The 13,138-nt window shown below is 70.0% G+C and carries 10 protein-coding genes and 1 riboswitch; of the genes, 6 read left to right on the top strand and 4 right to left on the bottom strand.

Annotation, left to right across the window (positions count from 1 at the left end; genetic code table 11):
* Nucleotides 1-4 precede the first annotated feature (4 nt).
* Entirely contained in the window at nt 5-784 is a 780-nt protein-coding gene (locus CUT83_RS06160; RefSeq protein WP_101254854.1) for an enhanced serine sensitivity protein SseB, read from the bottom strand.
* 94 nt (nt 785-878) lie between these two features.
* Nucleotides 879-1,586 (bottom strand): AAA family ATPase, encoded by a 708-nt coding sequence (locus tag CUT83_RS06155; protein WP_420882420.1) that lies wholly within the window; start codon nt 1,584-1,586, stop codon nt 879-881.
* Nucleotides 1,587-1,810: 224 nt separating this feature from the next.
* Nucleotides 1,811-1,920, top strand: a riboswitch (glycine riboswitch).
* 174 nt (nt 1,921-2,094) lie between these two features.
* Here CUT83_RS06155 and gcvT point away from each other — a divergent pair.
* The 5 genes from gcvT (at nt 2,095) to CUT83_RS30790 (ending at nt 7,669) form a co-directional block, all read left to right on the top strand.
* Nucleotides 2,095-3,222: a glycine cleavage system aminomethyltransferase GcvT gene (gene gcvT, locus CUT83_RS06150; RefSeq protein WP_101254902.1), complete on the top strand. Its 1,128-nt coding sequence runs from the start codon at nt 2,095-2,097 to the stop codon at nt 3,220-3,222.
* 164 nt (nt 3,223-3,386) lie between these two features.
* Nucleotides 3,387-3,764, top strand: coding sequence for a glycine cleavage system protein GcvH (gene gcvH / locus CUT83_RS06145; RefSeq protein ID WP_093847526.1), 378 nt, complete (start codon nt 3,387-3,389; stop codon nt 3,762-3,764).
* Nucleotides 3,765-3,838: 74 nt separating this feature from the next.
* A complete protein-coding gene (gene glyA, locus CUT83_RS06140; protein ID WP_101254901.1) occupies nt 3,839-5,107 on the top strand; it encodes a serine hydroxymethyltransferase in 1,269 nt (422 codons plus the stop codon).
* A 183-nt stretch (nt 5,108-5,290) separates the two neighbouring features.
* Complete coding sequence (locus CUT83_RS06135) at nt 5,291-6,700, top strand: L-serine ammonia-lyase (protein ID WP_101254852.1); 1,410 nt, start codon at nt 5,291-5,293, stop codon at nt 6,698-6,700.
* A gap of 708 nt (nt 6,701-7,408) precedes the next feature.
* Entirely contained in the window at nt 7,409-7,669 is a 261-nt protein-coding gene (locus tag CUT83_RS30790) for a hypothetical protein (RefSeq protein ID WP_240957949.1), read from the top strand.
* 618 nt (nt 7,670-8,287) lie between these two features.
* Here CUT83_RS30790 and CUT83_RS06120 read toward each other — a convergent pair.
* On the bottom strand, nt 8,288-9,754 hold the full coding sequence (locus CUT83_RS06120) for an aminopeptidase P family protein (RefSeq protein WP_101254849.1): 1,467 nt from the start codon (nt 9,752-9,754) through the stop codon (nt 8,288-8,290).
* A gap of 377 nt (nt 9,755-10,131) precedes the next feature.
* Between CUT83_RS06120 and CUT83_RS06115 the strand changes: the two genes are divergently transcribed.
* Nucleotides 10,132-10,779 (top strand): helix-turn-helix domain-containing protein, encoded by a 648-nt coding sequence (locus tag CUT83_RS06115; RefSeq protein WP_101254848.1) that lies wholly within the window; start codon nt 10,132-10,134, stop codon nt 10,777-10,779.
* 839 nt (nt 10,780-11,618) lie between these two features.
* Here the strand turns inward: CUT83_RS06115 and CUT83_RS06110 are convergent.
* Nucleotides 11,619-13,067, bottom strand: a complete 1,449-nt coding sequence (locus tag CUT83_RS06110) for an alanine/glycine:cation symporter family protein (protein ID WP_101254847.1) — start codon at nt 13,065-13,067, stop codon at nt 11,619-11,621.
* Nucleotides 13,068-13,138 lie beyond the last annotated feature (71 nt).

Raw genomic sequence — 13,138 nt, 5'->3', positions numbered from 1 at the left:
GGGGTCAGTACGTCCGGCCCTGGCGGTCGTAGAAGGGCCGCACGCACTGGCGCATCCAGTCCACGACCGGGTCCTGGGCCGCGTCCAGCAGCACCATCTGCACCGGCCACCGCACCGGCTCCCGGCCCAGCGCGCGGCCGAGCGCCTCGTGCGCCGCCGCGCGGGCCTGCGGGTCCAGCAGGTCCAGTTCCACCCCGACGAACAGCGCGGGCGGGTCCCCCTCGACGCTGGCCAGACCGCGGCGCGCGGTGCGGACCTGCGGCAGCACCGCGAACTCCCCGGCCGCGGCGGCCAGGAAGTCCACCGGCTCCTCCTGCCAGTCCGGCTCGAAGAGCCGGACCCGGGCGCCGCTCGCCACCCCCGGGATCCCCTCGGCCCCGCCCTCGCGGCACAGTTCGGCCACGGCCTCCGGGGGCAGCGGGACGCCGACGGCGCCGTCGGGGTTGACCGCGATGCCCACCTGCGGCGGCAGGCCGCGGGCGAACTCCCGCGCGGGTGCGACGGCGAAGGGCAGATGCGAGCCGACGCACTGCCGGAACTGCTGCTCGGAGCTGAAGACGGGCACGTAGGGCGCCCCGTCGAGCTGGATCGTGGGCAGGTCGAGGTTGGGGCTGTCCGGCCCGCCGCCCTCGGGCAGCGGCACCCACAGACTGCTGCGGCCGAGCACCTCCAGCAGCCGGGCGCCCGCTCCCGGGGCGCCGAGGGAGGCGGCGAGGGTCTCCTCCAGTTCGTTGCCGGGCCAGCCGCCGCCGTGCCCCGGTCCGTACTGCTGCGGGATGCTCATGGGAAAACCCTATCGGCACCGGACGGGTGCGCCCCTCCGCCGGCCGCGCCCGCTTTCACTGGGAGCGCGGGACGCGCGGGCACCGGCGCGGACGTCAGTCGAACACCACCCCGCGCAGTGCCCCCGCCGCTCCCCGGTCCAGCAGCACCGACGCGACGCAGCCCCTGGGCAGCCGCCCGGCCTCCGCGTCCGCCACCAGCCGGCGCACCGCCCGCCGGTGCCGGGCGAAGGCGTACGCCGACACCCCGCGCCCCCGCTCCGCCTGCCCGGCCAGCGCCACTCCGGGCGGCACGTCCAGCAACAGCAGGTGCACGGCCCGCCCGCGCCGCCGCGCGTCCCGGGCCAGCCAGCGGCGCACCCAGCCCTGGGCCCCGCAGTCGTGCACCACCACACCGGCGCCCGAGGCCAGGGCCCGCCACAGCGCGAGGTAGTGCGCGATCCTCACCAGAGGACGGTAGACGGCGTACGGCAGCCGGGCGGGCATCCGCCGCTCCCAGCGCTCCCGCATGTCCTGGGAGTCGATCCGCACCACCGAGTCGCCCTCGGCGACCACGCGGCGGATCAGGGTGGACTTGCCGCTGCCCGGCAGCCCCGAGACGACCACCCGGTCGCCCGCGGGGAAGCGCAGGATCCGCACCGCCGCGGTGCCGCGCAGATCGCGTCCGCCGGCTCTCCCCGCCCTCTCCGGCGCCGCCGCGGGCACCGCCGCCCGCGCCGCCGCGGACGCCGCCTTCTTCGGGGCCGCCCTGCGCCGGGGCGGCGCTCCGCCCTGTGCCGTACAAGCACTCTCCAGGCTGCTCACCGGATACGCCCTCCCCGCTTTCGCGCCACGTGCTCGCGGCGTCACCCTGAGCGTGTCAAGAAGGACGACGGCGGACAAGACGGCAGCTCACCAGGTGTGTCACGGTGCCGTACCCGTCACGTCACCCCCCTCGTCCCGGCCACGGCGGCACGGCTTCGCGCCCGCCCGGGGGCGGTGTGCGCCGGGCGTGCGATGATGAGCGGGTCAACTGCATACCGGCCGATCGAGTCCGCACGGGAGAGTTCCCGGAAAACGCTGGTCACGACGGTTTCCGGGGCGCCGAAGGAGCAAGTCCTCCCTTGAATCTCTCAGGCCCCGATACCGTGTGGACGAGGCAGATCTGAAAAGCGGGCGGCCCCCAGCGGAGCCGTCCCACCCAAGGTGCAAGCCGTGGCCCGCCCGTGCGGACTCGTGGCGAACCTCTCAGGTTCCGATGACAGATGGGGAGGACGTGTCCTTTCCGCCGTCCTCGTACGACATCGCCACCTCGCCCGGGAGCCTGCCGACCATGAGTGATTCCCCCCGCCGTACCGCCCTCGACTCCGTGCACCGCGCCCTGGGCGCGACCATGACGGACTTCGCCGGCTGGGACATGCCGCTGCGCTACGGCAGCGAGCGCGACGAGCACAACGCCGTGCGCACCCGCGCCGGCCTGTTCGACCTGAGCCACATGGGTGAGATCGCCGTCACCGGCCCGCAGGCCGGCGAGCTGCTGGACCGCGCCCTGGTCGGCCATCTGTCCGCCGTCGCCGTGGGCCGGGCGCGCTACACCATGATCTGCGACGAGTCCGGCGGCATCCTCGACGACCTGATCGTCTACCGGCTGGGCGACGAGGAGTACCTGGTCGTCGCCAACGCCTCCAACGCCCAGGTGGTGCTGGACGCCCTCACCGAGCGGCTCGCCGCCTCCGGTCTCACCGGCGCCGCCGTGCGCGACGACCGCGACGCCTACGCCCTCCTGGCCGTCCAGGGGCCGCGGGCGGCCGCCGTCCTGGCGAAGGTCACCGACGCCGATCTCGACGGCCTGAAGTACTACGCCGGGCTGCCCGGCACGGTGGCGGGCGTGGAGGCGCTGATCGCCCGCACCGGCTACACCGGCGAGGACGGCTTCGAGCTGTTCGTCGCCCCCGGCGACGCCGAGACGCTGTGGCGGGCGCTGACCGAGGCCGGGGCGGACGAGGGCCTGGTGCCGTGCGGGCTGTCCTGCCGCGACACGCTGCGACTGGAGGCGGGCATGCCGCTGTACGGGCACGAGCTGACCCGCTCCACCACCCCCTTCGACGCCGGGCTCGGCCGCGTGGTGAAGTTCGACAAGCCCGGCGACTTCACCGGCCGCGCCGCCCTGGAGGCCGCCGCCGCACGCGCCGCCGAGAACCCGCCGCGCAAGCTGGTCGGCCTGGTCGCCGCCGGCCGCCGGGTGCCGCGCGCCGGATACGCGGTGGTCGGCGCGGACGGCTCGGTGATCGGCGAGGTCACCTCCGGCGCCCCCTCCCCCACGCTGGGCAGGCCGGTCGCCATGGCGTACGTGGACGCCGCCCACGCCGCCCCGGGCACCGAGGGTGTGGCGGTGGACATCCGCGGTACGCATGAGCCCTACGAGGTCGTCGCGCTGCCGTTCTACCGGCGCGAGCGCTGACGGCCCCGGCCACCGCCGCACCACCGGCCGTACCGCCCGTACCGCCCGTACCGCCCACCAGCCCACCGCTCGACCGACCGCTTGCCGCACCCCCCGCCCGGGACACCGTCCCACCTGGCAAGACCCGTTTCTCACACCACACCCCTGATCAGGAGAATCACGTCATGAGCAACCCCCAGCAGCTGCGCTACAGCAAGGAGCACGAGTGGCTGTCGGCCGCCGAGGACGGCGTCTCGACGATCGGCATCACCGAGCACGCGGCGAACGCCCTCGGCGACGTCGTCTTCGTGCAGCTCCCGGAGGTCGGCGACACAGTGACCGCGGGTGAGACCTGCGGCGAACTGGAGTCGACCAAGTCGGTCAGCGACCTGTACGCGCCGGTCACCGGTGAGGTCACCGAGGTCAACCAGGACGTGGTGGACGACCCGGCGCTGGTGAACTCCGCCCCCTACGAGGGCGGTTGGCTGTTCAAAGTCCGGGTGACGGACGAGCCGGCGGACCTGCTGTCCGCCGACGAGTACGCCGCCTTCACCGGCGAGTGAGCGGCGGCCCGCCCGCCTCCTCCGCGCCCGGATCCGCCGTCCGCCGCCATCCCACCACGATCGGAAAGACCCGGATGTCGCTTCTGAACAGTTCCCTGCACGAGGTCGATCCCGACGTCGCCGCAGCCGTCGACGCCGAGCTGCGCCGCCAGCAGACCACCCTGGAGATGATCGCCTCGGAGAACTTCGCTCCGGTCGCCGCCCTCCAGGCCCAGGGCTCGGTCCTCACCAACAAGTACGCCGAGGGCTACCCCGGCCGCCGCTACTACGGCGGCTGCGAGCACGTCGACGTGATCGAGGACATCGCCCGCGAGCGGGTGAAGGACCTCTTCGGCGCCGAGGCCGCCAACGTCCAGCCGCACTCGGGCGCCTCGGCCAACGCCGCGGCGATGTTCGCCCTGCTGCAGCCGGGCGACACCATCCTGGGTCTGGACCTGGCGCACGGCGGCCACCTGACCCACGGCATGAAGATCAACTTCTCCGGCAAGCTGTACGACGTGGTCGCCTACCACGTCGACGCCGAGACCGGGCTGGTCGACATGGAGGAGGTCGAGCGGCTGGCGCGGGAGCGCCGTCCGAAGCTGATCATCGCCGGCTGGTCGGCGTACCCCAGGCAGCTCGACTTCGCCGCCTTCCGCCGCATCGCCGACGAGGTCGGCGCGCTGCTGATGGTGGACATGGCGCACTTCGCCGGCCTGGTGGCCGCGGGCCTCCACCCCAACCCGGTGCCGTACGCGGACGTGGTCACCACCACGACCCACAAGACGCTCGGCGGCCCGCGCGGCGGGGTGATCCTGTCGAAGCAGGAGCACGCCAAGAAGATCAACTCCGCGGTCTTCCCCGGCCAGCAGGGCGGCCCGCTGGAGCACGTCATCGCGGCGAAGGCCGTCTCCTTCAAGATCGCGGCGACGGAGGAGTTCAAGGACCGCCAGCGCCGTACCCTGGAGGGCGCGAAGCTGCTGGCCGAGCGGCTGACGCGGCCGGACGCGGCCGAGGCGGGCGTCGCCGTGCTGTCGGGCGGCACCGACGTCCACCTGGTCCTGGTCGACCTGCGCGACAGCGAGCTGGACGGCCGGCAGGCCGAGGACCGCCTGCACGCCATCGGCATCACCGTCAACCGCAACGCCATCCCGAACGACCCCCGCCCGCCGATGGTCACCTCGGGTCTGCGCATCGGCACCCCGGCGCTGGCCACGCGCGGCTTCACCACCGACGACTTCCGCGAGGTCGCGGACGTCATCGCCGAGGCGCTGAAGCCCTCGTTCGACGAGGCGAAGGCCAAGCAGCTGGCCGGCCGCGTGTCCGCGCTGGCCGACAAGCACCCGCTGTACCCGGGCCTGTAGGCCCCGGCGCGGCACCCGGGTGCGCCGCCCCCGCCGGCGGCGCACCCGGTCCGCCCAGTCCACCCGGCTCACCGGCCCCCCCGGCCACCGACACCGTGTCCCCCGTCCCGCACACCCGCGGGGCTCCACGCCCGCCTTACCCGGCGGGCCGCGAACCACGAGCAGACAAGGGAGTCCGCCACCGTGGCCATCTCCGTCTTCGACCTCTTCTCCATCGGCATCGGCCCCTCCAGCTCCCACACCGTCGGCCCCATGCGGGCGGCCGGGATGTTCGCACGCCGACTGCGGAAGGAGGGCGTGCTGGCCCGCACCACCTCACTGCGGGCCGAACTGTTCGGCTCCCTGGGCGCCACCGGCCACGGCCACGGCACACCCAAGGCCGTGCTGCTGGGCCTGGCGGGCCACTCGCCGCGCACCGTCGACGTCGAGGCCGCGGAGGCGGAGGTCGAGCGGGTGCGGCGCTCGGGCCGGCTGGGCCTGCTCACCGCCGGCGGGGAGGACGGCCCCGAAGACGGCAAGGGCGGTGACGGCCACGAGATCGCCTTCGACGTCGACCGCGACCTGGTGCTGCACCGCCGCCGCTCGCTGCCGTACCACGCCAACGGCATGACCCTGGCCGCGTACGGTGCCGACGGCGCGCCGCTGCTGGAGAAGACCTACTACTCGGTGGGCGGCGGTTTCGTGGTGGACGAGGAGGCGGCCGGAGCCGGCCGCATCAAACTCGACGACACGGCGCTGAAGTACCCCTTCCGCACCGGTGACGAGCTGCTGCGCGCCACCCGCGAGACGGGCCTGTCCGTCTCGGCGCTGATGCTGGAGAACGAGCGGGCCTGGCGGAGCGAGGAGGAGATCCGCGCGGGCCTGCTGGAGATCTGGCGGGTGATGCGCGAGTGCGTGGCCCGCGGCCTGTCGCGGGAGGGCATCCTGCCCGGCGGTCTGAAGGTCCGCCGGCGCGCGGCCGCCTCGGCGCGGCGGCTGCGCGCCGAGGGGGACGCCGCGGCGCGTGCCATGGAGTGGCTGACGCTCTACGCGATGGCGGTCAACGAGGAGAACGCCGCCGGCGGGCGCGTCGTCACCGCTCCCACCAACGGCGCGGCGGGCATCATCCCGGCCGTGCTGCACTACGCGATGGAGTTCGTCCCCGGAGCGGACGACGACACGGTCGTGCGCTTCCTGCTGACCGCGGGTGCCATCGGCCTGCTGTTCAAGGAGAACGCTTCCATCTCCGGCGCCGAGGTCGGCTGCCAGGGAGAGGTCGGCTCGGCCTGCTCCATGGCCGCCGGCGGTCTCGCCGAGGTCCTGGGCGGCTCGCCCGAGCAGGTCGAGAACGCCGCCGAGATCGGCATCGAGCACAACCTGGGCCTGACCTGCGACCCCGTGGGCGGCCTGGTCCAGATCCCCTGCATCGAGCGCAACGGCATGGCCGCGGTCAAGGCGGTCACCGCGGCCCGGATGTCCCTGCGCGGCGACGGCCGCCACCACGTCTCCCTGGACAAGGCCATCAAGACGATGAAGGAGACGGGCGCGGACATGAAGGTCAAGTACAAGGAGACCGCCCGCGGCGGGCTCGCCGTCAACGTCATCGAGTGCTGAGGGGCGGCCGCCCTGACCTGCGGTTCCTGTCCTTTCGGAACTGTCGGGCCCTTTCTCGTCTACACGACGGAAAGTCCCTGAGAAGTCCCTCGGAAGAAGCGGAGAGTCCCTGAAAACTCCCTGGGAAGGGGCCGGGCGGAGCACCCGCACAGCACCTGATCAGCTCCGGAGTCTCCGGGCGGGCAGCCGTACGGATGCCCGCCCGGGGACTGGCTGTCTCGGAAAGCGCAGCGCAGCAGGCCAACCACTTGGCTGGCCCGCCTCATGAAGCTTCCGCCTCACCCTTCTTTCTCCATGCCCATCACAGCGCCTCCTCTCTGTCACCATGTACGGGTGACAGAGAGAAACCCAGGTCAAGGAACAGCAAAGCCGTTCTAACTCCGCAGGTCAGGAAGCTGGTCCCCGCGCGAGCGGGGGTGGTCCGGCTTCGGCCGCCGGTGGTTACTCCGGGGCCGCCGCGTCGACCGTCGCGGGCCCGGCGGACGGGACGGCGGCCGTGGTGGTGACTGAACCGTTCCGGGTTCGGCGCGGTGCGGGCAGCAAGCCGCTGCCGCGCGTCCCCTTGCCGCCGCCTTCTCTTCCTCTGCCCTGGCACTCGCCCAGAATCACTGACTGTCGTCAGGACAGCAAGGCAGTCGGACCAAGCACGCACCCGCTCGGTGTTCATTTGTCAGACAGGGCTTGGCCCCGGCCGGGATCCCGGTCTGCTTGGTCCATGCGCTGGCCGATGCCGCCGCCGCGCGGGACAGCGGCGACTGGGCCTGGGACGCCGAGTTCTGCCTGTTGACGTGCGGCCGCGCCGACGGCTCCCGGCCCAACCTGTTGGTCGCCGCCCGGGATGCCGAGGCGGCCGGGCGCTTCGACCTCGCCTGGACGGCCCTGGACCGACTGGACCGCGCCCCGGTCGGCCCGGCGGCGCGCGCCCGGCCCGCAACCACTCCCCCATGCGGGCGTGCACCTGGTCGATAGCGGCTCCGGCCCGACGCAGCACCTCGGCCTCAGCTGGGGTCTTGCGGATCCGCAGCGCGTCGAGCACCTGCCCGTCGAGTTCCTGCCGGGCGTCGGGCAGCACGGTGCGGAAGGCGGCGGCCTTCTCGGCCCACATGTGATGCTCCACCGCGACCCGCACCGTGCTGCGGGGAAGGCGGGCGGCGACGAGAGCGTACGGGGCCTCGGTCCCGCCCCGGCCGGTGATCTCGATACCGAGGCCCCCGGCCGGGGAGGCGTGCGCCTCGGCCCGCTCCAGCTCCGGTACTACGAGGAAGGGTTCGTCGGCAGCGGGCAGGACGAGGCAGGTGAGACGCTCCAGGGGCTTGGCGTTGTATCCGGTCGCAATCACCCGGCTCGACGATCGCCGAGAGTGGCACATGCGCTTCGAGGCGGCGATGCGGGGCCTGCCCGACCACCAGCGCCGACTGTCGCCGTGCTGCCGCTGCTGTCGGCGTACGCCCGCCCGGGCGAGCCGGGACCCTGGGGGTCGGTGGCGGTGCCGTACCCTCGCTCTCACCAGGGTTCATCGGTAAGTGCGTCGCGGATCTGAAGCTGCTCGGCCTGCTGTAGCGGACGCGGGGGGACGTGTGGCGGTCGTCAGCCCCGCAGCCGGGCCATCCAGGCCTCGACCTCGTCCGCCGTCCTGGGCAGGTCGGCCGAGAGGTTCTCGTTGCCGTCGGCGGTGACCAAGATGTCGTCCTCGATCCGGACGCCGATGCCGCGGTACTCCTCGGGCACGGTCAGGTCGTCAGACTGGAAATACATCCCCGGCTCGACGGTGAGCACCATGCCGGGCTCCAGCGTGCCGTCCACGTACAGTTCGGTGCGGGCCTTGGCGCAATCGTGGACGTCCAGACCGATCATGTGACCGGTGCCGGCCAGAGTCCAGCGGCGCTGCAGGCCGAGCGCGAAGACCTCGTCCACCGACCGGTCGCCGAACAGGCCCCAGGAGACCAGGTGCTCGGCCAGGGTCCGCTGGGCAGCGTCGTGAAAGTCCCGGTAGGCGGCGCCGGGCTTGACCGCAGCGATGCCGGCCTCCTGCGCCGCGAACACCGCTTCGTAGACCTTGCGCTGGATCGGGGTGAAGCGGCCGCTGACGGGCAGGGTGCGGGTGACGTCGGCGGTGTAGAGGTTGTTGGTCTCCACTCCGGCGTCGAGCAGCAGCAAATCACCGGGACGGGCAGCGCCGTCGTTGCGGACCCAGTGCAGCGTCGTGGCGTGCTCGCCCGCGGCGCAGATCGAGGCATAGCCGACGTCGTTGCCTTCGATCCGCGCGCGCAGGAAGAACGTGCCCTCGATCCTGCGCTCCAGGGTCGGCTCGTCCGTGCCGAGGACGCGCACGACGTCCTCGAAGCCGCGGGTGGTCGCCTCGCAGGCGAAGCGCAGGTCGGCGATCTCGAACTCGTCTTTGACCAAGCGCATCTCGGAGAGGAAGACGTGGAACTCACCGTCGCGTTCCGCGGTGACCTTGTCATGCAGGGCGGCCTCGACACCGGCGTCGTAGCCGCGCAGCAGGCGGATCGGGCCGGTGGCCTCGGCCAGCCGCCCGGTCAGCGTGCGCACATCGCGGCACGGCAGCCCCAGGAGTTGCTCGTTCTCGGCGAGGCTGTTGCGCCGGCCGTCCCAGAGCTCGCCGTGGTAGTCCTGCCAGAACTCGCCACTCTCGCGGTCCGATCGGGGCAGCATGTAGGCGATCGCTCTGTGTGTGCCGTCCTGGCCGGGCTCCAGGACCAGCACGGCGTCCTGCGATTGGTCACCCGTCAGGTAGACGTAGTCGGAGGAAGGCCGGAATGGGTAGTCCGTGTCGTTGGAGCGAACCTTGGGGTTACCGGAGGGGATCACCAGCAGTTCGCCGGGGAAGCGGGCGGAGAGTCTGGCCCGGCGGCGCGCGGTGTACGCGGCCTGTGGGATGGTCTTGAGGTCGTGTCGCTCGGTGTCGGCCCAGCCCTGCTTCATGTTCTCGGCGAGTTCGTCGCTCACCTTCCCGAGCAGGCCGTTCTTCCGGCTCCCGCGCTCGCTCTCGAGGTCCTCGGGTACCTGACTCTCGGCTGTCCGCTCAGTCATAACCGTCTCCTGATTCGAATGACTCCAGGCTGCCTTCGGGCGAGCAGCTCTGGTTGTGGGTGGACGGGCGCGGGCGGGCCTCGGCCCGTGAGCCGCATCGGTGTGGTGGGCTGTCTGCCCGTGCACTCCGCCGTTCCGGCGGTAGGCGCAGTTCGCCCGGATTCGCGTCGATACCCGACTCGTGTCATGGATCTGGGGCTGGTTGCTCCTCGTTGAGCCCTTGGTCGGCTAGTCGCCCGTCCACGCGTTCGGCTACGGCAGCGGTCCGGTTGGGCTGTTGCCCACCGCCCCCTCCGAGGAGCGATCGGCATAATGCTGTCGTCCCGCTGGCATAGCTCGTACGATATACCGAACGCCAGCGAGAGGAAAGAGGAAGTGTGAGCGTCGCCGAGGGATCGGTTCGGGGCGTGCTGGCCGCCAACCTGAAGCGGGTGAGGACCCAGCGGGGACTGTCGCTCTCCGAGTTGTCCCGGCGATCGAAGATCGGAAAAGCCACGCTGTCGCAGTTGGAGTCGGGCACCGGCAACCCCACCATCGAGACAGTGTTCAGCCTCTCGCGCGTCCTGGAGGTGCCTATCTCTGACCTGGTGGATCAGCGGCCATCCGCTGGGGTGACCGTGATCCGCGCCACCGATGTCGAGGTCCTCAGCGGCAAGGGTGTCGACCTGCGTCCGCTACGGCGAATCGAGTCCGGCGGATCCGTTCTTGAGATTTACGACCAGCAGGTGCGAGCCAGTTGTACACAGGAGTCGCTCGGTCACATCGGCAGTGAGCACACCGTGGTCCAGATCGGCAGGCTCGGCGTGCAGGTCGGTGGACGCGAGGTGGAGTTGGGGCCCGGCGACTACGTGGGGTTCGATGCGGCGATGCCGCACTCCTACACGGCCCTCGACGGTCCCGTGCGCTCCGTATTGCTGTTGCACTACCAGGCGGAACAGCGACTGCATCCGACCGGTCCCGGTCTGGATGCCTGCTGTCCCGGTGTCCCGGCCCGGCCCCCTTTGCAGGACACTGCTCCGTCGTGACCATTGGCTTGCCTCACAGAAGATCGACATCTCGCCGTTCGTTATAACGAACAGATGGCGAGGCGTGCGCCCCTGCGTACCTCCTCTTGACCATGGCCGCTACCTTTCTCCGTGGGGGCGACCGTCTGCGGCTCCGCCATCAGTGGTCTCTCCGCATCGGAACCACGGGGGTATCATGCGGCGCGAAGTTGCAAGTCAGGGCTGGCATCGCAGTCTTCGAATTCAAAGGCGTACCGCTCTCCGGGCCCCTCTAGGCGGGCTGTCCGCCACCTACCCCCCCCTCATGCGCAACATCGGAGCGCACGCTGCCCGGTCGCTCGTGGAACGACTGGCAGGCGATGCTGTCGACTCCAAACTGTTTCCCCACCCTGGTGGTCCGTGCCTCGGCTCTAAGAGATTTCCTTAACCATCGACAGTGCCCCCGGGGGTGACGAAAGGAACGATGTCGGTTTCACCAAGCCACATCATCAATGTCACCAGATCGTCAACCGACGGGCCTGTCCGCGAATGATGCCGGTTAACACAACTGGATTCAGGCCAGTTTCTGCAGCTACCTGCCTCCAGGCGATTTTGCGCCATTTCCTATGAAAGTCGAGACGACGGCGCAATGCGACCACATTGAAATGATGGTTTGACACCAAGGCTCCTTAGGTCAAGGCTTGGGAAACACGCCTGCCTGCGCAACCTGAACGACTTGCGCTGACATGCCGGCCCGAACCCCCTCCCCGACCAGTCTTGAAATACAATGTTAAATTCCCCTCTGGCGCCTGTCAGGGTTTTTCCAACCGACCCCGGTGCGAGGAAAAAACTCGCATTACCTCGCACCGGGTACTAGAAGTTCACATGCTTGGGTTTCTTTCAGGGCTGCTTTCTGAAACCCAGTAGTCGGCATTGTCGATTCCCAGTTTCACAGGATCGAAGACTGGGTCCACTCCAAGTTTCCTCTGATTCTCATAGCCCCGCAGAGCAATCAGGGCGGGCTTGGCCAAGAAGACGAGGCAGATCATGTTGATCCAAGCGAGGGTGGCGTAGCCGACATCGCCGATCGCCCACATTATGTCTGCCGATTCGACCGCACCGTAGAAGACCATGGCGAGCATCGCGACGCGGAGGGCGTGCAGGAGTGACTCGTTCCGTACACCGCGAGTCAGGTAGGTCAAGCTTGTGTTGGCGATGTAATAGAAGGCGACGAGCGTGGTGAAGGCGAACAGCCCGATGGCAGTGGCCACGAAGTGAGGACCGATACCAGGGATTACTGAGTCAATGGCTCCTTGCGTGTAGGCGGGGCCTGCCTCGACGCCCTTGATGTGCGTAATGATGTGCTCTCCGGATTCGGTGTGGACGTTATAGTTTCCGGTGACGAGAATCATGAACCCCGTAGCCGTACATACGAAAAGCGTGTCGATGTAGATCGAGAACGCCTGGACCAGACCCTGTTTCGCGGGGTGAGACACCTGAGCCGCTGCCGCCCCATAGATTCCTTCGCCGACGCCAGCGACGTTGGAGAAGAGAGCGCGGCGCACCCCCCAGGCGATCGCTGCTCCGACGATTCCGCCGAACACGGAGTCCACCCCGGCTGCGCTCTTGACCACCAGGAGGAAGACGGCCGGCACCTCAGTGAGGTTGGCGGCCAGGACGATGAGCGCCGCGATGATGTAGCCGATGGCCATGAACGGCACCAGTACATCGGCGACACCGACCACGCGTCCTCGCTGGCCGAAGATGACGAAGCCGAGCAGACCGACGAGGACTACACCGGTGAGCCATGGCTTGATGCCCATCGCTTGGTCGAAACTGGCTGCGATGGCGTTGGATTGGACCCCGGGCGCCAATACCGCGTACAGAGCCAGGGCGGCAGATGCGGCGACGACTCCGAGCCACTTCCTTCTCAGGCCTTTCTCCAGATAGTAGGGGATGCCGCCCCAGAAGGTTCCCTCAGATTTGATCTTGTATATCTGGGCGAGCGTCGACTCGATGAAAGCTGTGGCTCCTCCGAGAAGAGCCATCACTGCCATCCAGAACAGGGCTCCCGGTCCGCCTGCCGCAATGGCCGTCGCCACGCCCGCTATGTTGCCGACGCCGACCCGACTTGACAGGGTCAAGGTCAAGGCCTGAAACGAACTGATGCCTGCCTCCGAGCGCTCTCCTTTCCATATTTGGCGGATCATGTCGGGGATTCGCCGGATCTGCACACCGCGGGTCAGGATGGTGAAGACCAAGCCGAGGCCCAGGGCTAGCACTACCAGCGGGCTCCACAGCCAGTCGGTGAGGGAGGTGAGGAAATTCATGCTTGACTTCCTTTGGCGTACACATGCCACGAACGTGATCTGGTTCCAGTCGGCCACCGGCGTCAGGGGGG

The sequence above is a fragment of the Streptomyces barkulensis genome, from assembly GCF_002843305.1.
Taxonomy (GTDB): Bacteria; Actinomycetota; Actinomycetes; order Streptomycetales; family Streptomycetaceae; genus Streptomyces; species Streptomyces barkulensis.
The sequence above is the reverse complement of the archived record's forward strand: the minus strand, read 5'-3'. Positions and strand labels throughout refer to the sequence as shown.